Below are 21294 nucleotides of genomic sequence, written 5' to 3'. Positions count from 1 at the left end.
CTTTAGCCACTTTAGATATTTTTAGTATAGGCATTAGAGTATAAGATTAAAAATTGATTATGCAAATGATAATCATTAACAAAAACGATTTGTTAAATTTGGTATTGTTTTTAGAAATTAAAATTGATTCCAAAAAGTTTTCTAATTTATAAAAATGATAAATTAGATTTATGTGAAACTCTGGCTATAATCGAAGAAAGATTAGAATTACCCAGTCCAATGGAGCAAGACGACATGGCAGGCAAAACTTTATATGACAAATTGTGGGATGACCACGTTGTTTCACAGCGTGATGATGGCTCATGTTTACTTTATATTGACCGTCATTTATTGCATGAAGTGACTAGCCCACAAGCATTTGAAGGTTTGCAACTTGCGGGTCGTCAACCATGGCGTTTAAGCGCAAACGTAGCGACACCGGACCACAACGTTCCAACATCTAAAAAAGAACGTGACCAAGGCATTGCTGGTATTGAAGATGATACATCTCGTATTCAAGTTCAAACCTTAGATGACAACTGTAAAGCTTTCAATATTGTTGAATTTAGCATTAATGATATCCGTCAGGGGATTGTGCATGTAGTTGGACCTGAACAGGGCTTAACTTTGCCGGGTATGACGGTGGTGTGTGGTGATTCACATACAGCGACTCACGGTGCTTTCGGTTGCTTGGCGCATGGTATTGGAACATCTGAAGTTGAACATGTGTTAGCAACACAATGTTTGATCCAGAAAAAATCTAAAAACATGTTAGTGCGTGTGGATGGCGTATTAGGTAAAGGTGTAACACCAAAAGATGTGGTATTGGCAATTATCGGTAAAATCGGTACTGCTGGTGGTACAGGCTATGCAATCGAATTTGGTGGTCAAGTTTTCCGTGATATGTCGATTGAAGGGCGTATGACGGTATGTAACATGGCGATTGAAGCAGGTGCTCGTGTCGGTATGGTTGCAGTTGATGACAAAACCATTGAGTACGTGAAAGGCCGTAGCTACGCACCAAAAGGCGAGCAATGGGATCAAGCAGTTGCTTACTGGGACACTTTGCATTCAGATGAAGATGCTGTGTTTGATGCTGTAGTTGAGTTAAATGGCGCAGAAATCGAACCACAAGTATCTTGGGGAACTTCACCTGAGATGGTGATTCCGGTCACTGAAGCTGTACCAACTTTAGAACAAGCGAAAGATGATGTTCAACGTAATGACTGGACACGTGCTTATCAATATATGGGTTTAAATGCAGGACAGGCATTAGCGGATATTCAGCTTGATCGTGTCTTTATTGGTTCTTGTACGAATTCTCGTATTGAAGACATCCGTGCTGCGGCTGAGGTGGTTAAGGGCCGTAAAGTGGCATCTACCATTAAACAAGCCATGATTGTTCCGGGTTCTGGCTTAGTTAAACAACAGGCTGAAAAAGAAGGCTTGGATAAAATCTTCTTGGAAGCTGGCTTTGAATGGCGTGAACCAGGTTGTTCAATGTGTTTAGCAATGAATGCAGATAAGTTACAACCAGGTGAACACTGTGCATCGACGTCTAATCGTAACTTTGAAGGCCGTCAAGGCAATGGTGGTCGTACTCACTTGGTGAGCCCGGCAATGGCGGCAGCGGCTGCAATTGCAGGTCACTTTGTTGATGTTCGTTCATTTTAATTCGGTCTGGAGCAAACCATGAAAGCTTATACAGTTGAACAAGGTATCGTTGCACCATTAGATCGTGCCAATGTTGATACAGATTTAATTATTCCAAAACAGTTTTTGAAATCAATCAAACGTACAGGTTTTGGCGACAACTTATTTGATGAGCTTCGTTATTTAGATGAAGGTTATCCGGGACAAGACAATTCAGTGCGTCCCAAAAATCCGGATTTCGTTTTAAACCAGCCTCGTTATCAAGGAGCAACTGTTTTGATTGCTCGAACTAACTTTGGTTGTGGTTCAAGCCGTGAGCATGCGCCTTGGGCATTAAACGAATATGGTTTCCGTACTGTTATTGCCCCAAGTTTTGCTGATATTTTCTTTAATAACTGTTTCAAAAATGGCATGTTACCTGTCATTTTGCCAGAAGAAGTTGTTGATCAGTTATTTAAAGAATGTGCTGCCAATGAAGGGTATCAATTAACAATTGATTTAGCGGCTCAAGAAGTACGTACGCCAACAGGTGAAGCTTTTAAATTTGAAGTTGATCCATTTCGTAAGCATTGCTTGTTAAATGGTTTGGATGATATTGGTTTAACGCTTCAAAATGCGGATGCAATTCGCGCTTACGAAGAAAAAACTAAACAAGTTCGTCCTTGGGTATTCCAAGAGTTAAATTAACCTTTTGGTACATTTTAAACATAGCCATGGCGTAGCGTTCAAACTCTTGCTAACATGCTAAAGCATAAAAACACCTTAAAATTATGCACTAGATGAGGATTGGGCTTGAACAATGAAGAGGAACGTTACTCATAGCTTTTTGTTGAGCCTGTGCGCAATAACACTCAGTGCTTGTCAGAGCACTTACAATGTAGTGGATACTGTCCGTATTAAGCAGGCTGAACAAGATAGTTTGGGGCAGAATGCAGCGATATATTGTTCGGGTGCGAAAAGTTGTGAATTTGAACGACTAAATGATATTACTGTAGTGGATGCGCAAACACGTCGAATTAGTAATCAGGCAATTCATCAAGGAATTGTACGATTACAAGGTTCAGTGCTTAGCCAAAGCAACAGCTTGTATTTATCTGTACCTGCCAAACAATATGAAGTGGTAATCCGTTTCTATCCGATCTCTCCAGATCGGGCTGAAACAATCCATGTTATTCACCAGTTTAATGCCAACCATCGCTATACATTTAAAATGTACCGAGACAAAACTAACCGTTCGGGTAGTTTGCTGAATGTTTCTGTACCAGATCCATTATGCGTTGACTTAGAACAAGATGAGCGAGTTATTCGCCGCTTTTGTCGACCATTTGATGTGACAACAGGGCTAGGTGAATTTGTCGAACAGAAAAAACTAACGCCACGGCAGTTATAACGCTGCTTGTCTTTGGAAAATGGAAAAATTTATGTCTAAACAGATTTTAATTTTGGCTGGTGATGGTATTGGTCCTGAAATTGTTGGGGCGGCAGAAAAAGTATTAAATACAGTAAATGAAAAATTTAATTTATCGTTAACTTGGGAACATGGCTTATTAGGCGGTGCGGCAATTGATGCACATGGTGAACCGTATCCTGCTGTAACAAGTGAACAAGCAAAAAAAGCTGATGCAATTTTGTTGGGTGCGGTAGGCGGACCGAAATGGGACACCATTGAGCGCTCTATTCGTCCTGAACGTGGTCTTTTAAAAATTCGTAGTGAGCTAAACTTGTTCGCTAATTTGCGTCCAGCGATTTTATATCCTCAATTAGCAGATGCTTCTAGCTTAAAGCCTGAAATTGTTGCTGGCTTAGATATTCTTATTGTTCGTGAACTTACCGGCGGTATTTATTTTGGTCAGCCACGTGGTATTCGTGAACTCGAAAACGGTGAGAAACAGGGTTATAACACTGACGTTTATTCTGAAAGCGAAATTAAGCGCATTGCAAAAGTAGCTTTTGAACTTGCCGGCTTGCGTGGTGGTAAAGTTTGTTCAGTTGATAAAGCGAACGTTTTGGAAGTAACAGAACTTTGGAAGCAAACAGTCACTGATTTACAGCAAGCGAATTATTCAAATATTCAGCTTTCACATATGTATGTCGATAATGCTGCAATGCAACTTGTGCGTGCGCCTAAACAGTTTGATGTGATTGTAACCGGTAACTTATTTGGCGATATCTTATCTGATGAAGCAGCAATGCTTACAGGCTCAATCGGCATGTTGCCATCTGCATCGTTAGATGAAAATGGCAAAGGTATGTATGAGCCTTGCCATGGTTCTGCACCGGATATCGCGGGTCAGAATGTGGCGAACCCATTGGCAACAATTCTTTCAGTTGCAATGATGCTTCGCTATACATTCCGTGAAGAAGCTGCTGCAAAAGCAATTGAAGATGCAGTAGGTCAAGTACTTGATCAAGGCTTACGTACAGCGGATATTATGTCTGAAGGCATGACAAAAGTTGGTACAGCTGAGATGGGTGAGGCAGTTGTCGCTGCTCTTGCTTAAAAGCTTCTTATAAAAAACGCAGCTCAACGCTGCGTTTTTTTGTGCCTATGTTTTAGCAGGCTTTACCTTCATATTGAATAGACTCGGCAATATCATTCTTAAGCTGGAAAATCACTTTGCAGTTGAAATTTAGATCATAAGAGTTACTGCTTAAATTCCCCGATTGTATGGGAACAGAACCACCTCTCATATCAACATTACTCACCATCGGAATTGGAATGCTTAACGGACGTAAAATCGTATAGATGAGTTGATTGGATGTTTTTTGTGGAGTGTTGGCGACTTGAAAGCCAAGACTCCGTAGATTGATATCTTGTTGAATGGTCGCCGATGATTTACCTAGAAAACCTTTTAAATATTCTTGTAAATCTATAGATTGGTGTGGATGGCTAGCACAACCGTTAAGATAAATAATCATAAAAGACAATAAGCCAATTTGGCATCGGGTATATATGTTCATTTTTCTCTCTATATAAAATTATATTTATTATTAAAGAACAATAGGTTGTATTTACAAGCTTGTAAAGTAAAAAAGGAAGATTATGATAAATGAAGGTAAATTTGTTTTTAGATTTATCAATTACATTCGAACCGCTTTAATAATAATTTTATAAAAAACTTAAGGAAGAAAAGGATGAGAAAAATAGTTTTTGCTTTTTTATGCAGCGTTGGAATGACTTCGGTCTATGCAGATAACTGTGATAGTGCCCGCAATACTTACGATGATATCTACTGTACAAATAAAATTTATGCGAGCGCTGATGCAGATCTGAATAGGAACTATCAAGCACTACGCGTAAAGTTAAACACCGCGCAGAAAAGTATTCTTAAGAAGTCTCAGCTTGCCTGGATACGTCAACGTGACGCCGAGTGTACAGATTCAAATAGGAATAGCGTAGACGTGCAATGTCGTTTACAGACAACGCAGGAAAGAAACCATTGGCTGCAAGAAAGATTGCGTGAATGCCAAACGGTAGGATGTAAAACCAGTCGCTTAAATGAATAAATGACGCAATAAAAAAGCCACATCATAAAGTGGCTTTTTTGCATTCACTAATTAGCGAGCACGGTACGTAATACGACCCTTAGTTAAGTCATATGGGGTCATTTCGACTTTTACACTGTCGCCAGTAAGAATACGAATATAGTGTTTACGCATTTTACCAGAAATGTGTGCAATAACTTCGTGACCGTTTTCAAGACGTACACGGAACATCGTATTAGGAAGCGTTTCGGTGACAACGCCTTCGAACTCAATGAGTTCCTCTTTATTGGCCATAGCCTACCTGATGATCAAATTGGAAAGGCGCAAATTATAGTCAATTTTTTTAAAAAAAACAAGATAGACACACTTCTGCTAAAGCATCTGGTTAAAGTATGACTAATAAAAAAAGATGTAATTTTTTTCACAAAAGAAGAGTAATTCTGTTGTCAGTTTGGTCAATCAACGCTAATCTAAAATCATAGTTATTAGGGACTGTTAATTGCATAAAGGTCAACAGCCCTAAATATCAATGAAGTATCTACATGGAAGGGCACTGCGTGGGTCAGCTAACAGATGCATCAGTTGTATTACGCTTTGGCTACCAAGCGATTCGTCGTGCGGGTTTGCCAACAGAAGAAATATTAACCAAAGCGGGAGTTGCTTTAAATCAGGTCGATACCAATGCACGTACACCGTTAAGTGCACAGTACGCCTTTTGGACTGCCGCTCAGGAAGTCAGTAAAGATCCAGACATCGGTCTGCATTTAGGTGAGCATTTGCCTTTGTATCGAGGGCAGGTGATTGAACATCTATTTATTAGTAGTGAAACCTTTGGTGAAGGCTTAAAACGAGCTTTAGCTTATCAACGACTCATTAGTGATGCATTTGATGCAAAACTGGTAGTTGAAGAAGGACGTTGTTATTTAACCAATGGCGAACAGATTGGCGCTGACAATCTAGTCAACCGTCATTTTTCCGAATGTGCAATTTCAGGCATACTTAGATTCTTTAAATTCATTACCGAAGGGCAATTTCATCCTATCTTCATCGATTTTAATTTTAGTGAAGGTGCTTCTGAGGATGAATATTTCCGTGTATTCGGCTGCCCAGTTAGCTTAGGTCAGAAAGAGACACGTTTATATTTTGACCCTGCTATTTTAGATTTCCAGCTTTGGCAAGCAGAGCCTGAGTTATTGCAATTGCATGAGCAGCTCGCAATTGAAAAATTGCAGGAACTGGCCCGTTATGATTTAGTGGGTGAAGTTCGTCGCGCAATTGGTTCAACACTGGAAAGCGGAGAAACCACCTTGGAAACGGTGGCTGCTCAGTTGAATATTACTCCGCGTCGCTTACGTACTCAGCTCAGTGAAGCAAATACCAGTTTTCAACAAATACTTTCTGACTATCGTTGCCGTTTGGCTAAAAAGCTTTTGGCAAATACCAACGAGAGTGTTGAGCGTATTGTGTATTTAACTGGTTTCTCTGAACCAAGTACGTTCTATCGTGCTTTTAAGCGTTGGACGAATGAAACGCCGGTTGAATACCGTAAGCGTAAACAACACCGTTAATTTATCCTATGTCATGACGGAGTCGTGCCATTGAGGCTTTAATAATTGGATTAGCTTTCAGCTAGAGTTACTTTTCTTTCGGGATGAAGAGCGTAAGCTCTGCAAGAGCAAAAGCTTGTGACACGGTAAAGAGTAATAATTCTTACCGTGTCACAAGATTAAAAAATTATCGAACTACGCACTGCGTTTGTCTTGCACTGCGGTTAAAGTACACTTTAACCTTGTTCAGGTTGCGTATGACTTTGTCGCGTATCTTATTTAATGCTTAATTTGGATACTGAGTTTTAAATGTTTTAATCTGGTAAGTTTAGCCAATGTGGTCCAAGTGGTGGCTGTGGCAAATCAAACTGCTCAGGATAATTACACTGAATAAAATAAAGGCCATCGGGTGGGGCAGTTACACCAGCTGCTTTACGATCCTGTGCCGCAAACATCGCATCGATATGATCAATTTCATACATACCTTGACCAATTTCGAGTAAGCAACCGACAATATTGCGTACCATATGATGTAAAAAACCATCTGCTTGAATATCTAAAACTAAATAGCGCCCATGTTCAAATAAACGGCAATGTTTTACATGTCGAACAGGCTGGTTTGACTGGCATGCTGCTGCGCGGAAAGTTTCAAAGTTATGCGTTCCTTCAAATTTACTGGCAGCTTCAATCATCTTTTGCACATCTAACTTTTGATAAATGTGAGTAACTTGCTTGTGTAATAGGGCTGGGCGATGGGGCGCGTTATAGATGATATAGCGGTAACGTCGTGCAGTCGCTTTAAAACGCGCATGAAAACTTTCATCCATCAGTTTAATCCACTGAATGGAAATATCTTTAGGCAGTTGGCTGTTTGCCCCTCTTAACCATCCTGTTTCTGGACGAATGGCATTCGTATCGAAGTGCGCCACCATATTTGTTGCATGTACTCCTGCATCAGTACGGCCCGCACCATGAAGTGCAATAGGCTCATCTGCAATTTTACTCAGTACACGCTCAATCGTTTCCTGAACGCTGGCAACGCCTGGCTGTTGTGTTTGCCAACCTCGGTATTGAACTCCGCTAAATTCAATACCGACTGCATAACGTTGCATAGCTTCACCTCTATTTAATGCAAATTTTCATTCCAATGGCTTAGCCATTGTTCTGGGGTTGGGTATTTTAAATAGATTTGAAGTGCTTTTGCATAAAGATCTGCATGACTATGTGCATCACTGATGACAATTTTTGCAGTTTTGGCCCATGCACTAATCGCATAACGTTGATCAATACCACCAAAAGTCACTTGTGTTGCCAAAATTGGAACACAACCATGAGCATACAGTTCATCTAATGTTGCGAGTAATTCTTGGTTTACCGCAATATTACCCGTACCAAAACCTTGTAACACTAAAAAGTGCGGAGGAGCTGGAAGTAAGTGACGTAATTGCTGAACTAAGTACTCTGTTGCAATCGGTTGCATCATCCAGTTTAAAATCTGGAATGAAGCTGCTCGTTCAATTTGGGCATCTTGTACAATCAATTCATTTTGCTGAGGTGTAAACTCAATTTCACTACTTAACCCTGAGAATGCATCGAGTTCAGTTGTATGCGTTTTTAATGCAGTTTGCGCATGGAATACTTGATGGTGGAATGCGAGATAAGCACCCACAGGTAAAGCAATCACTTGTTCTAATGCAAGATATAAGTTCTCAATTGCATCAGTAAATTCACGGGTATTGTCACCTTGAATATTAAGTAATGGGTATTGGCTACCGGTAATTACAATATGACAGCTTTGGCCTAAAAAGCGGGCTAGCGTTGCAGCCGCATAACTGAGCGTGTCTGTACCATGAATAACAACGAAATGCTGATAACCTTCAAGTTGTAGTTGTTGTATACGTTGAATTAGGCGTAACCAATCAGGCGCCGTACATGCACTGCTATCAACAATATTGGGTGCAGCGAAGCAATCAACTGTTAAATGTGGTGGAATCACTTTTTCAAGTTGAGGTAGGAATTGGTCATAAGGCATAGGAGCTAAAGGTTCACCAATACAACCAAAAGTACCACCCATATAAAATAAGGCTATTTTTTTCATATTATTGCAAGCATAAAAAAGCAGTCATCTCTGACTGCTTATGGTAAAACGATCAGCTTTAAGAAGCTATGCGATTAAGTAAGTTTTTCGCGCGTTGTTGTTGTTCTATGTTGAATTTTTGCTCATTGCTTGCCAATAAAGCTTGAGCTGCAGGGTAAGCACCTAACTTGATGTATTGCTCAGCCAATTTTAGATCAAGTTCACTTTCATCTAACTGTTTTAATTCTGGAAAAGCTTCTAAAAGAGGATCTTGGATTTGATGTTGAGTCGTTTCTTCGCGTATTAAATTTATATGATTTTGAGTTTCAATCTCTGTTGGTGTAACAAAAGTAGGCTCATCTAGTGAAAACTCAAGAGGTGTTATTGAATTCGCTTCTAATGGAGCTTGTTCTACCAATTTAAGCTCACCTAATGATGAGATCTGCTCATGAGATTTTGTCTCAGGATCTGGAGAGTTTAATTCAAGATTAAAATCCAAAGTATGGCTATTGTTCTCTTGCTCTGCTGATGTTTCTACTACTTGGGCTTTTTCCTCAGATTCATGTAAAGGTGCCAAGTCAAAAGAAAACTCTAAGTCAGCCAAATCATCTGTTTGTTGAGATGAAGATAACTCTGATTTCTGTATCGGTTGGCTGGTACTTTCTGTAGACGTGGTTTGCTCAAATGAAAAGTTAAACTCTAAAGGTTCAACTTCAACAGCAGGTTCTTGCTTTACAGGGGTATAGTCTTGCTGCAAGTTATCGAAAGAAGTTTCAGAAGTACTTGTTGTTAACTGGTCAAACTGAGCTGTTGCATCAGATGTGTTTTTTGGTTCTGGGTATGTTTGAGCTTGAGGAAAATCGATCGCATCTGGTTGTCTTGATGACTCATATTCTTTTTGTCTGGCTTCTGCTTGAATGGCTATTTCATTGAGCGCCAAGCTACGAATATGGCCAATCAGTTGAGTTATGGCAAACTCATCTTTTTGTGCAATATGAATCTCTAGTAGCAATAAATAAAGTTCATGTTGTGTATTATCTTTTTTGAGCGCCTGATTGACTTGAGCTTCAGCGGCTGAGAATTGTCTTTCTTGAATAAGTAGCTGAATTTTCTGACGAACAGCGTCTGGAACAGGACTGCTTTGTGGAGTAGAAGGGATAGATTCTTCAAACACATTGACTTTAGTTTTTTCACGCGAGTTTTTACTTGATTTAGAGTTCGTTTTTTTATTGGTTTTTCTACTTGCCGTTTTAGGGGAATTCGACTCTTGCTTCTGGCTATTTTCGCGTTTTTTTAAAATGACAGCGACCACGAGCAATATGATGAATGGAATCACATATAACATTACTTTCCCCTTAAAAAATAAATATTTGCAATGTAAAGCGAGCTGACTCTGATTTTAACTTAATGCTTTTGCTTATGAGTCTGTTGCTGTGCTTGTAACTGCTGTTGTAACTCTGCCAAACGTGCATTCAAAAGTTGAATACGTTGGTCTTTTAAACGTAAAGTTTGATTTAGTTTGGTTACATTCCTTTGTAATGTAACGGTTTTTTCTCGTGTTGTCATAACTTTTACTGCTAACTCAGTATTGTTTTGACTTTGTTGTGTGCTCTTCTTAGCACTTCCATGCGTAGAATTTTGACTGCTTTCAGCCACAATACTCATTTCAGCTTGCTGTAAACGGTATTTTGCCTTGCTAGAAGTTGATTTTTCAGAATGTGCTGTGTCTACTTTTGACTTGTTTTGCTGAGGTTTAGTAGCAGGAGAGTGGGCTAGGTTAAGCGCAATTCCTTGACGTAAACGATTTACATCACCCTGAATAAAAGCATGTCTGTTCTGAGCTTGAATATCATGCATGACTTTCGCAACAGGTTGTTTAGTTTTTGCTGCGATACGATTAGCAATGCTCCATAAAGACTCGTTGCGCTGTACTACATATTTACCTGATGTTGCTGGGCCTTTATAGGGACTTAGGGTCTGTTTCTTGGCAGGATTTTGGTTAAACGTCTTTTGAGGCTTAGATTTCTTTTGCGCTGTTAGTTTGTTGACTGGAGTTTTTGGTGAATTGTTTGTGGCTGTTTTGGCACTGGTTGGTTTAATTTGATTTTCTGCTGTTATCTGATCAGAAGTAGTACTTGCTGCAGCTTGTTGAGCAACCTGACTAGAAGAGCTTTCGCTAGATGTATTGGATGAGTTTGTGTTTATCGTTGGAGCAGTTCCAGAGCTAATATTAAGGCTATGTTCACCATTTGAGTCAGTTGTCGCTGGAGTCGAAGTTGCTGATGCATAACGGGTACTTTCTGGCAGATTTAGAGCAATATCTTTTTCATTGATAATAAACTGAGGGGATAAAGTACTTTCGTTATTTTCAATCTTTTTTATAGAAGAAGGTTTAATTACGGTTTTAATATGCTGTAAACGGGTGGCAGAACCTTCACTAATTTTTACTACAATATTCAGTTCAGGATCAATCAGAGGCCGAGATGAGGTAATAACAATAACCCCTGAGCCTTGGCCGTTTTGGCGTGTATAAAAATTAAGATTTCCGGGCGGCTGATGAGTCACTCCTAACGCGTTTAAATCTTCAGGAGTTGCCAAACTGACTTGTAGGGTAGCGTTGGGATCAGCTTGTTGGAAATTCATTTCGGCATATAACAAATCGCCGGGTGTGGACTGAATTTGTATAGGGTCTAATGTAATCGCATAAAGAGAAGGCGAAGACATAATGGTGAAAATGGCAATTTTTAATTTGTTATAAACAGTCATCTCAATCCATGACCTAATAAGTCGTAAAGTCGCTCAAAATTATACAATAATGAAATGTAAATAAATTGTAAAATTTTCACAAACCAGTTACGAAAAAGCCGATCTAATGTGATCGGCTTTTTATTTTGACTGAATAATTCAAATCAAATTATGAGCTTTTGTATTCAACTAAAATGCGTAACATACGACGTAAAGGCTCAGCAGCACCCCAGAGTAACTGATCACCCACTGTAAATGCACCTAGATATTCTTTACCCATGTTGAGTTTACGTAGACGACCTACAGGCACAGTTAAAGTACCAGTTACAGCAACAGGTGTAAGGTCAGTCATAGACGCTTCACGAGTGTTTGGTACAACTTTCGCCCATTGGTTTGAAGTACGAATCATGTCTTCAATTTCATCAAGCGGTACATCTTTTTTCAACTTGATTGTAAGTGCTTGAGAGTGGCAACGCATTGCACCAATACGGACACAGTGACCGTCAATAGGAACAATTTGTGAGTTACCTAAGATCTTGTTGGTTTCAACTTGACCTTTCCACTCTTCTTTTGATTGACCATTTTCAAGTTGCTTATCAATGTAAGGAATCAATGAACCCGCTAATGGCACACCAAAGTTAGCAGATGGAAAACCTTCACCACGTTGTAACTCAGCAACTTGACGATCAATATCCAAAATTGCAGATTTAGGATCATCTAACAATGTTTTGGTATTGTTATATAAGTAGCCCATACCAGTAATGAGCTCACGCATGTTTTGTGCGCCAGCGCCTGATGCTGCTTGATAAGTCATAGCAGTCATCCACTCCACCAAATTATTTTGGAAAAGTGAACCTACGCCCATCAACATAAGCGATACTGTACAGTTACCACCTACGAAAGTTTTGGTGCCGTTAACCAAGCCGTCTTTAATCACGTTAAGGTTTACTGGGTCAAGAACGATGATCGCATCATCTGACATACGTAAAGTAGAGGCTGCATCAATCCAGTAGCCATCCCAACCAGTCGCTTTTAACTGTGGGAAAACTTCAGACGTATAGTCACCACCTTGACAGGTAATAATGACATCCATTTGCTTCAGACTATTAATGTCTGTAGCTTCCATAAGTGCTGGGGCAGTCTTACCACCAAATGAAGGAGCTTCACCACCTGCATTACTGGTAGAGAAATAAAATGGCTCAATATGAGCAAAATCATTCTCTTCAACCATACGTTGCATAAGGACGGAACCGACCATCCCGCGCCAACCGACCAGACCTACTTTCATGTCATTTTGCCTCGGTGCGTTAAAATTGTTAGGGGGAGTTGAGTGTATCAAAAGTGTCCACAACTGCAAGCGTTACAGAAACAAAACACCATCTTTATTGAGTAGAATATCTTGTTTATGTTACATACAAAATTGATAAAGATGACAAAAACTTTAAAAAACAAATCATCTTAAAAGAGAAAATTCAATGATTTATATCGAAGTTCTAGCTGGTCTGGTGATTTGGTTGAGTTTCTGGTCACTTATTCCTCGTGATGAGTGGTGGTTTCGTGGTGCCGATTTTCCTCGTTTGCAGATTCTATTCATTGGTCTATTAGCCTTTATAGGAATGCTGTTTTGGCCTACCGAATGGGATCTCTGGCGTGAAATAGTGTTGGCTTTGCTCATTGCCGCGATTGCTTATCAGCTTAAAATGATTTTGCCCTATACCTTGTTTTGGAAAAAACAGGTTAAACAGGTGAGAAGTTCTCAATTAGATCCACAAAAGCAGATTTCATTAATCGTATCGAATGTTCTTACTCCTAATGATAAGTATCATTTATTGCTGGAGCATATTCAGACGTTAAAACCTGATTTATTACTTACACTAGAAAGTGATAAGACTTGGGAAAATGCTTTAAAAGAGATTGAAGGCGACTATCCTTATCGTGTTCCTGTGCCTTTAGATAATCTCTACGGCATGCATTTATATAGCCGTCTACCTTTATCAAATACCGAAGTTAAATTTATTCTCAGTGATGAAATTCCCTCTATTCATACCACTGTGACTTTACGGTCTGGTATGCCTGTTCAACTCTATTGTTTGCATCCTAAGCCCCCTAGTCCAACTGAGGCGAAGGATTCGACTTTACGTGATGCAGAACTTTTAATTGTTGGCGATCAAATTAAAGATCTAGATGAAAGCTGTATTGTGATGGGGGATTTAAACGATGTAGCATGGTCCCGTACTACGCGCTTATTCCAGAGGATTAGTGGATTACTTGACCCGCGAGTTGGGCGGCATTTCATTAATACTTTTCATGCGGATTATCCTTTGCTGCGTTGGTCTTTAGATCATATTTTTCATAGTACCGATTTTGGTTTAGTTAAAATGCAGCGTTTGTCGCATATCGGATCTGATCATTTCCCTGTCTATGTTGTTTTACAGACTGGTCGAATATTTGAAAACCTGCATGAGGAGCTAGAACAAACTCAAAATGATGAAGAAGAGGCACAAAATGCTATCCAAGAAGGAATTGCCAAAGCTGAAGCCGAAGAGAAAATAGTGACTGATAGAATTGCTCAGCCTTATAAATAAAAAGAATATAAAAATTGATGTAAGCAATATCGTACAAAGATTTGAGTCTAGGGCGAATAGGCAGATGGTTATAAAAACCTTATTCTACATTCATCGGCACACGGAACCGGGAATGGATAATCCCAAGTAAGGATACACTAAGCTGATATGGAATAGCATCACGGATCAGATGTTGGAACGGAATCGATAAAAATAATTATTAACCTGAAAGCACAACCTCATTTACCCGAGTTTTGCAGGACGCAGAACTCGGGTTGATATTTTTTATATACCTAATTTAATTCTGTGTAAATAAAACAAATATTTTTAAAATAATCTTAATTTTTAAAACTATCTAATAATGGGTAAGTACCCATACTTTTTTATATAAATCGACATAATTTTCCATGAAAGAAGATACAAAAATTTTTTTCATTAAGTTTTTGTTTTTATAGATCATAGATGAATAAATCTAGGCTTTGATCTATTTAAAGATAAATTGGACTTGTTTAATTAATAAATCTCAATAGAATGTGCCGATCGTTGACATGTTGGATCGTCAACAGGCATTGTTTTTTACTTCGCCGGATCGGCGGGTTGTGATTTGTTTGTGCATTTAAATTTCTGTTTGGGAATTAGTGCACATATTGAGGTTTCACTCTTAGTTAGTGGTCTTCTCCCTCTCATATTTGATACTTTGCGGTGCATAAGGATTGTCTTATGAAGAATTTTAAATTTAGCCTTGCTTGGCAAATTTTAATTGCTTTAATCCTAGGGATAGTTGTCGGGGCTGTTTTACATAATCAGCCTGAAATCAGAGACAGTATTGTGAATAACGTTCTTAACCCCTTGGGTAAGATCTTTATTAGCCTGATTAAAATGATTGTTATTCCAATCGTTTTCTCTACCTTGATTTTAGGTATTGCAGGTGTAGGCAGTACCAAAAGTTTAGGGCGACTTGGTTTTAAAACCATTCTCTATTTTGAAATTATTACGACGATTGCTATTTTGGTTGGTTTGTTTGCAGCAAATATCTTCCATCCAGGTTCAGGCATTGATATGTCTCAGCTGGTTCAAACAGATATTTCTCAATATAAACATACAACTGAAGAAGTTCAGTCTCAGTCACATGGTTTAATTCAAACAATATTATCGCTCATTCCAACGAACATTATTAGTTCAATGGCGCATGGCGAAATGTTACCTGTGATTTTCTTTGCTGTGCTGTTTGGTATTGGACTGTCGTCATTACCAGCAACCACTAAAGACCCGTTGTTGAATGTGTTTCATGCTGTTTCTGAAACAATGTTCCGTGTAACGCATATCATCATGAAGTATGCACCAGTGGGTGTATTTGGTCTGATTGCAGTAACTGTTGCAAACTTCGGTTTCGCTTCACTTATTCCATTAGGCAAGTTGGTTGTCCTTGTTTATGCTGCCATCTTCTTCTTTGCGTTCGTTGTACTTGGTCTGACTGCAAAAATGTTTGGAATCAACATTTTTATCTTGTTCAAGATTTTGAAAGATGAATTGATTTTGGCATTTTCAACTGCAAGTTCGGAAACAGTTTTACCGCGTATTATGCAAAAAATGGAAGCTTACGGTGCGCCAAAAGCAATTTCCAGCTTTGTAATTCCAACTGGTTATTCATTTAACCTCGATGGTTCTACGCTTTACCAAAGTATTGCAGCAATCTTTATTGCACAGCTTTACGGTATTGAAATGTCAATCAGCCAACAAGTTATTTTGGTTGTAACATTAATGATTACTTCTAAAGGTATTGCGGGTGTTCCTGGCGTATCATTTGTTGTGTTATTAGCGACATTAGGTAGCGTGGGTATTCCTGTAGAAGGCTTGGCATTTATTGCTGGTGTTGACCGTATTATGGATATGGCTCGTACTGCGTTGAACGTTGTAGGTAACGCGCTTGCTGTACTTGTAATCAGTAAATGGGAAAAACAATACGACTCTGAAAAAGCTGCTGCTTATGAAGCATCTCTTAAATAAGAGAGAAGTTTTTAGTCGAAAAAGAACCCGCGAAAATCGCGGGTTTTTTATTGGGCTATTTCAAAACGCGTTGGTAGAGTTCTAGTGTTTGATCACACATATCTTTTAAGCTAAACATCGTGACAGGAGCAACGACTTGAGGCTGTTCAATATGCTGTCTAACTGTTTCCAGTAAAGCCTTTTCATTTCCTACTTCAACAAGACCTTGTGGATAGACATTCGATAAAATCTCGGCCACGCCTCCACGATTCCAGCCAATCACTGGCGTACCAACTGAGAGCGCTTCTAATGCTGTTCTACCGAATGTTTCTGCCTGATTGGATAGAGAGAGCACAATATCGCTAAAAGCGAGCCATTCCCGAATATCTGAGCGATGGCCTACGAAGGTAATTTTATCTGCGAGTCCTTTGCTTTGGATAGTACTTTGCAATTCACTTAAGTAGGCTTGCTTTTTAGCATCAGCACCACCGACAACAACCGCATGTAGCTGAGGATATTGTTCACCTAGTTTTTGCATCAGTTCAATTAAACTTTCATGTCCTTTTAAACGTGTAATACGGCCGGGTAAGCAAAGTAAAAACTTATTTTCGAGTTCAGGAAAGTCATTAAAAACTTGATTAAACCATTGTGCTGATGGCTGATAATTATGTGGAAACGCGGTTGGGTCAATTCCTCGATAAACCCGAACAATATCTTGGGGAGGGCAGTTTTTATAATGGTCAGTGATGTATTTAACCACGCTGTCAGAAACAGCAATGACTTTCTCAGCTTGAGTCATAATTGCGCTATAACGATTGACTGAATAAAAGCCATGTACCGTGCTAATGAGGTGAGGGCGTTTGTTCGCTGGTATTTTTCTTAAGGCAAAATGAGTAAGCCAAGCTGGTACACGAGAGCGTACATGAACAATATCTGGTTGATGCTGTTCAATCAGCTGACGTAATGGACGGATTTGCCACAAGCTTGAAAGTGATTTCTTATGAATTGGTAGTGTTAAATGAATGGAGCCTTCAGCTTCGAGCTGGGACACTAGTCGTCCGCCATTTGAAACAACTAACGATTGATGGCCTTGTGCAACCAGTGCACGTGCAATTTCTAGTGTGCCGCGTTCTACGCCACCGCTATTGAGTTCTGGGAGAAGTTGCATCACTTTCATTGTTTTTTGCCTTTGGGTTGTAGCAAAGCAGAATCTTGCAGTTCATTTATTTAATATCTGGAGTTTACTCCTTACTTTTGTTTTGGCAAAAGTAACAAAACCATTTGTTGGACTAACGACACATCCATGATGTCGTAGTCCAACGGGCGACATCCTTGTCGCCTTCGCACGATAGTACATACTGGTGTTTATTTAGATATTTATAACTACAGTGCCCTCATTACAGAAGATTATTTAATAGATCTCTTCATATCCCTCAGGACGTGTCTTAAATCGGCGGTGGAACCACATATATTGAGTTGGTGCGATTCGAAGTTGATTTTCGATAATTTTATTGACGCGTGTTGCATCATCGACTTCGTCTTCACTTGGCATATTGTCGACTGCGGGTTCAATCAGAACATGATATTTGGGGTTCTTAATATCCCCATGACGGTAAAAATATAAAGGCACAGCAACTGCTTTTGAAATTTTTAATAAGCGACGGTGAGCAGTTACTGTAGCGGCAGGCACGCCAAAGAATGGTGCCATCACGCCTTGTTTAAGTCCGAAGTCTTGATCGGGGCTATACCAAATTGCATCACCATCTTTAAGGTGGCGAATTAAACCACGCATATCATCATGGTCGATTTGTGCTTTATAAATGGTACCACGGCAACGATAAATCAGCATATCGAGCAATGGGTTATTTTGAGGTCGATAAACGACATCTGGCTCGAAATATTGAGCGCACACATAACCTCCTGCATCAAGAAGCGTACTATGAGTCCCTAATAATAAAACGCCTTTTCCCTGAGCTTGAGCATTGGTAATGTGTTCTAAGCCTTCAATGGTGACACGGTTTTTAAACCAGTAAGGTTTGTACCATGCGTTTAATGTCTCAAAAATACCAAGCATCATATCCACAAAAACTTGCTTAGCTTGTTGCTGTACTTTTTCGGCTGACCATTCGGGAAAGCAGACTTCTAAATTACGAATAGTCGTTTTTCGGCGAGATTTTAAATATTTCCAAGCAAGATTTGCTAAGCCATGAGCCAGACGCCATTGAATTGCCCACGGCAAAATAGCCAAAAGCATTAAAAAAACAATGGCAATCCAAATACCCCAATATTTAGGCAATAAAAAGGACCATTGAAATTCACCGGGCGTATAAGTCTGCTTTTGGCTCATAACGATATAAAGAATTCAAAATTAAAACAGGCAAAAGTGTATCACGAACTGAAATTATCGTCGTAATACACTGTTCAATTGAGTGTTAAGAGAGGATGAATAATAAGGCTGAATTATCGGCGATTTTCTAAAAGAATTTTAACAGCGAGTCCTGCCAGTACAGTTCCCATGAGCCAACGTTGTACATTTGCCCAAAGAGGTTTTTGTTGTAGAAAAAGAGCAATGCTACCTGCAGAAAGTACAATAAGCGCATTTACTGAAACGCTGACAAAAATTTGAATCGTACCGAGTTGAATAGATTGCCACAAAATACTGCCTTGTTGTGGGTGAATAAACTGTGGCAATAACGATAGATACATAATCGCAATTTTAGGATTAAGTAGATTTGTAGCAAAACCCATTAAAAATAGTTTAGCTGGAGAGTCTACTGATAATTGCTTTACATCAAAAATAGGGGATGCATTAGGGCGTAGAGCTTTCCATGCTAACCAGAGTAAATAAATGGCTCCGGCAATGCGTATAGTGTCATAAGCATAAGGGACGGCGATAATAAGCGCTGTGATCCCGAAAGAAGCGCATAGCATATAAAATACAAAGCCAACGCCGACACCAGCAAGTGAAATAAATCCTGCTGTTTTTCCTTGGCAAATTGAACGAGAAATAAGGTAAATCATGTTTGGGCCAGGGGTAAGCACCATCGCCAAGCAGATTAATCCGAATGCTAAAATTTGAGAAAGATCTAGCATGAAAAATTACTCGAATATTATTATATGGGTAGATATAACATAATTATTTTTATAAGTCTTATATTCAAACAGAGCGATATCTTAAGCGATTAAGCCTAACCAAATTTAATCACTCATCACGTGTTTTTTATAGATTTTTAGCTTTCAAATTTATAGATATTCTTAAAAAAGCCCCCTTAATTTCAGGAGGCTTTTTTGTTATTTAAATTGTAGGGAAGAAAGGCAAATTAATTTCCTTTGCTCATTTGTTCAAGTTCATCCCAACGTTCTAATTTCTCAAGTAAGACCTCTTCAATTTCTGCGAGGCGTTGACTTGCTTTAGTTGCTTCATCGGCATTACTGACAAACCATGAACCATCTGCAAGTTTGTCAGAAAGCTCTGCTTGTTCAACTTCTAGTTTCTCGATTTCTGCAGGAAGTTGCTCTAGCTCACGTTGGTCTTTATAGCTCAGTTTGACCTTTTTAACGTTACTTTGGGCTGCAGCTTTTTCAGCTTCCGCTTTTGCCTGAGCTTTTTTAACGTCAGACTTTTGGTCTACGACTTTGTCATCTGGACGTTGCTGTAAATAGTCCTGGTAGCCACCGATGTACTCTGCAATATTGCCTTTGCCATCAAAGACCCAAGTCGATGTTACGACGTTGTCCATAAATGCACGGTCATGCGAAATGAGCAACAAAGTGCCTTTATATTCAGAAAGCATCTCTTCAAGTAGTTCAAGAGTCACCATGTCCAAGTCATTGGTTGGTTCGTCCATCACAATCAGGTTCGATGGTTTAAGTAATAATTTAGCAAGCAAGATACGATTACGCTCACCACCAGAAAGAGCTTTTACAGGTGTGCGTGCACGTTCAGGTGAGAACAAGAAATCTTGTAAATAGCTGTAGATATGACGACGGTTACCATTTACATCAACAAAGTCAGAACCTTCTGAAACGTTTGCCATCACTGTTTTTTCAAGGTCTAAGGCATTACGTAATTGGTCAAAATAGGCAACTTCTAACTGTGTACCTGTCTTAACAGAACCACCGTGCTCGATTTCACCTAAAATGGCTTTAATTAAGGTCGTTTTACCAACACCGTTATCACCTACTAGGCCAATACGGTCACCACGCATGACAAGTGTAGAGAAATCTTTAATAAGCGGTTTATCATCATAAGATACGCTTAAGTGCTCAATATCAAATACTAATTTACCAGAGCGATTTGCTTCTTGAGTCGCCATGCTCACTTTGCCTTGTTGTGAACGGCGGGCTTTCGATTCTTCACGTAAAGCTTTTAAGGCACGCACACGACCTTCATTACGGGTACGGCGAGCTTTAATCCCTTGGCGAATCCAAGCTTCTTCTTCAGCTAATTTTTTATCAAATAAAGCATTTTGTTTCTCTTCTGCTTCCATTTGCTGAGCTTTAAGCTCTAAGTAACGTGAATAGTTACCTTCATAGCCACGTAAAATGCCACGATCAAGTTCAACAATACGAGTTGCAATACTGTCTACAAAAGAGCGGTCATGCGAAATAAATAGAAGCGTTAAATTATTTTGATCGAGTAGGAATTTTTCTAACCATTCAATACTTTCAACATCTAGATGGTTCGTCGGTTCGTCTAGAAGTAATACGTCCGGTTGTGTCAAAAGAGCGCGGGCGAGTAAAACACGGCGTTTACGTCCACCTGAAAGATCTGCCAAATCTGCATTTGGGTCGAGTCCCATTTTACTTAACAGGGCATTGACCTTGTTTTCGAGTGCCCAGCCGTCTAGTTGGTCGAGCTTGTGCTGTAGGTTCCCCATACGGTCACACGCTTCCATGTCGCCAAGCATACAAGCATCAGTTGCTTCATGATAAGCTCTGAGTACTTCGGCAGCTTCTCCTGCACCATCAGCCACAATATCAGCAACCTTGCCAGAGTCCATTGGAACGTCTTGGGCTAACATGGAAACAGTTAAACCATTTTGAATGGAAACTTCACCAGAATCTGGTAATAGGCTTCCCTCGATCAGTTTAAGTAAAGTAGACTTACCTTCACCATTACGACCAATTAAACAGACTCGTTCGCCACGTTCTAGATTAAAGTTCGCGCCATCGAGCAGGGCAGGTCCGCCAAAAGCAAGTTGGACATCCCTTAGGGTAATATAGGCCATAATGTTTTCCAGAATCTCAAATGAGG

At 39.5% G+C, this 21294-nt stretch carries 19 protein-coding genes; 8 read left to right on the top strand and 11 right to left on the bottom strand.

Annotation, left to right across the window (positions count from 1 at the left end; genetic code table 11):
• The first annotated feature begins 234 nt into the window (after positions 1 to 234).
• The 4 genes from leuC to leuB all read left to right on the top strand — a co-directional run bounded on the left by leuC (position 235) and on the right by leuB (position 4133).
• Positions 235 to 1653, top strand: coding sequence for a 3-isopropylmalate dehydratase large subunit (gene leuC / locus HLV59_RS16400; protein ID WP_214286583.1), 1419 nt, complete (start codon positions 235 to 237; stop codon positions 1651 to 1653).
• An 18-nt stretch (positions 1654 to 1671) separates the two neighbouring features.
• A complete protein-coding gene (gene leuD / locus HLV59_RS16395; RefSeq protein WP_016144239.1) occupies positions 1672 to 2319 on the top strand; it encodes a 3-isopropylmalate dehydratase small subunit in 648 nt (215 codons plus the stop codon).
• A 112-nt stretch (positions 2320 to 2431) separates the two neighbouring features.
• Positions 2432 to 3022, top strand: coding sequence for a hypothetical protein (locus HLV59_RS16390; protein WP_016144240.1), 591 nt, complete (start codon positions 2432 to 2434; stop codon positions 3020 to 3022).
• A 31-nt stretch (positions 3023 to 3053) separates the two neighbouring features.
• On the top strand, positions 3054 to 4133 hold the full coding sequence (gene leuB, locus HLV59_RS16385; protein ID WP_002114882.1) for a 3-isopropylmalate dehydrogenase: 1080 nt from the start codon (positions 3054 to 3056) through the stop codon (positions 4131 to 4133).
• A gap of 52 nt (positions 4134 to 4185) precedes the next feature.
• Here the strand turns inward: leuB and HLV59_RS16380 are convergent, their stop codons facing one another.
• Complete coding sequence (locus HLV59_RS16380; protein ID WP_016144241.1) at positions 4186 to 4593, bottom strand: hypothetical protein; 408 nt, start codon at positions 4591 to 4593, stop codon at positions 4186 to 4188.
• A gap of 174 nt (positions 4594 to 4767) precedes the next feature.
• Here HLV59_RS16380 and HLV59_RS16375 point away from each other — a divergent pair, with 174 nt between their 5' ends.
• Complete coding sequence (locus HLV59_RS16375) at positions 4768 to 5139, top strand: lysozyme inhibitor LprI family protein (RefSeq protein WP_016144242.1); 372 nt, start codon at positions 4768 to 4770, stop codon at positions 5137 to 5139.
• A 51-nt stretch (positions 5140 to 5190) separates the two neighbouring features.
• Here HLV59_RS16375 and infA read toward each other — a convergent pair whose 3' ends face one another.
• A complete protein-coding gene (infA, locus tag HLV59_RS16370; RefSeq protein ID WP_001284370.1) occupies positions 5191 to 5412 on the bottom strand; it encodes a translation initiation factor IF-1 in 222 nt (73 codons plus the stop codon).
• Positions 5413 to 5675: 263 nt separating this feature from the next.
• Between infA and HLV59_RS16365 the strand changes: the two genes are divergently transcribed.
• Positions 5676 to 6686 carry an AraC family transcriptional regulator gene (locus HLV59_RS16365; RefSeq protein WP_016142299.1) on the top strand — a complete coding sequence of 337 codons (1011 nt, stop codon included), beginning with the start codon at positions 5676 to 5678 and terminating at the stop codon, positions 6684 to 6686.
• Between the two features lie 293 nt (positions 6687 to 6979).
• Here the strand turns inward: HLV59_RS16365 and truA are convergent, their stop codons facing one another.
• From truA to asd, 5 genes are all read right to left on the bottom strand, one after another.
• The gene (gene truA / locus HLV59_RS16360) at positions 6980 to 7777 is read right to left on the bottom strand and encodes a tRNA pseudouridine(38-40) synthase TruA (protein ID WP_031947269.1); all 798 of its coding nucleotides are present in this window, start codon (positions 7775 to 7777) and stop codon (positions 6980 to 6982) included.
• 14 nt (positions 7778 to 7791) lie between these two features.
• Positions 7792 to 8763 (bottom strand): asparaginase, encoded by a 972-nt coding sequence (locus HLV59_RS16355; protein ID WP_171430386.1) that lies wholly within the window; start codon positions 8761 to 8763, stop codon positions 7792 to 7794.
• Positions 8764 to 8821: 58 nt separating this feature from the next.
• Positions 8822 to 10087, bottom strand: a complete 1266-nt coding sequence (locus HLV59_RS16350; protein WP_216606737.1) for a hypothetical protein — start codon at positions 10085 to 10087, stop codon at positions 8822 to 8824.
• 59 nt (positions 10088 to 10146) lie between these two features.
• Complete coding sequence (locus HLV59_RS16345; protein ID WP_171430385.1) at positions 10147 to 11508, bottom strand: type IV pilus assembly protein FimV; 1362 nt, start codon at positions 11506 to 11508, stop codon at positions 10147 to 10149.
• A 148-nt stretch (positions 11509 to 11656) separates the two neighbouring features.
• A complete protein-coding gene (gene asd / locus HLV59_RS16340; RefSeq protein ID WP_016142294.1) occupies positions 11657 to 12775 on the bottom strand; it encodes an aspartate-semialdehyde dehydrogenase in 1119 nt (372 codons plus the stop codon).
• A gap of 187 nt (positions 12776 to 12962) precedes the next feature.
• On the opposite strand from asd, the gene HLV59_RS16335 reads away from it, so the two are divergent.
• Positions 12963 to 14072: an endonuclease/exonuclease/phosphatase family protein gene (locus HLV59_RS16335; RefSeq protein WP_031947274.1), complete on the top strand. Its 1110-nt coding sequence runs from the start codon at positions 12963 to 12965 to the stop codon at positions 14070 to 14072.
• Positions 14073 to 14771: 699 nt separating this feature from the next.
• On the top strand, positions 14772 to 16058 hold the full coding sequence (gene gltP / locus HLV59_RS16330) for a glutamate/aspartate:proton symporter GltP (protein ID WP_016144248.1): 1287 nt from the start codon (positions 14772 to 14774) through the stop codon (positions 16056 to 16058).
• A gap of 55 nt (positions 16059 to 16113) precedes the next feature.
• Here the strand turns inward: gltP and HLV59_RS16325 are convergent, their stop codons facing one another.
• The 4 genes from HLV59_RS16325 to HLV59_RS16310 form a co-directional block, all read right to left on the bottom strand.
• Entirely contained in the window at positions 16114 to 17214 is a 1101-nt protein-coding gene (locus tag HLV59_RS16325; RefSeq protein WP_171430384.1) for a glycosyltransferase family 4 protein, read from the bottom strand.
• 234 nt (positions 17215 to 17448) lie between these two features.
• Positions 17449 to 18384, bottom strand: a complete 936-nt coding sequence (lpxL, locus tag HLV59_RS16320) for an LpxL/LpxP family Kdo(2)-lipid IV(A) lauroyl/palmitoleoyl acyltransferase (protein ID WP_057106855.1) — start codon at positions 18382 to 18384, stop codon at positions 17449 to 17451.
• A 113-nt stretch (positions 18385 to 18497) separates the two neighbouring features.
• Positions 18498 to 19130, bottom strand: a complete 633-nt coding sequence (locus HLV59_RS16315) for a LysE family translocator (RefSeq protein WP_171430383.1) — start codon at positions 19128 to 19130, stop codon at positions 18498 to 18500.
• A gap of 227 nt (positions 19131 to 19357) precedes the next feature.
• Positions 19358 to 21268 carry an ATP-binding cassette domain-containing protein gene (locus HLV59_RS16310; protein WP_002114959.1) on the bottom strand — a complete coding sequence of 637 codons (1911 nt, stop codon included), beginning with the start codon at positions 21266 to 21268 and terminating at the stop codon, positions 19358 to 19360.
• Positions 21269 to 21294: the final 26 nt, after the last annotated feature.

Origin of the sequence: Acinetobacter lactucae, from assembly GCF_013122135.1 — a bacterium.
Classification (GTDB): Bacteria; Pseudomonadota; Gammaproteobacteria; order Pseudomonadales; family Moraxellaceae; genus Acinetobacter; species Acinetobacter lactucae.
Note: the sequence above shows the minus strand (reverse complement) of the source record. Positions and strands in the feature narration are given on the sequence as shown.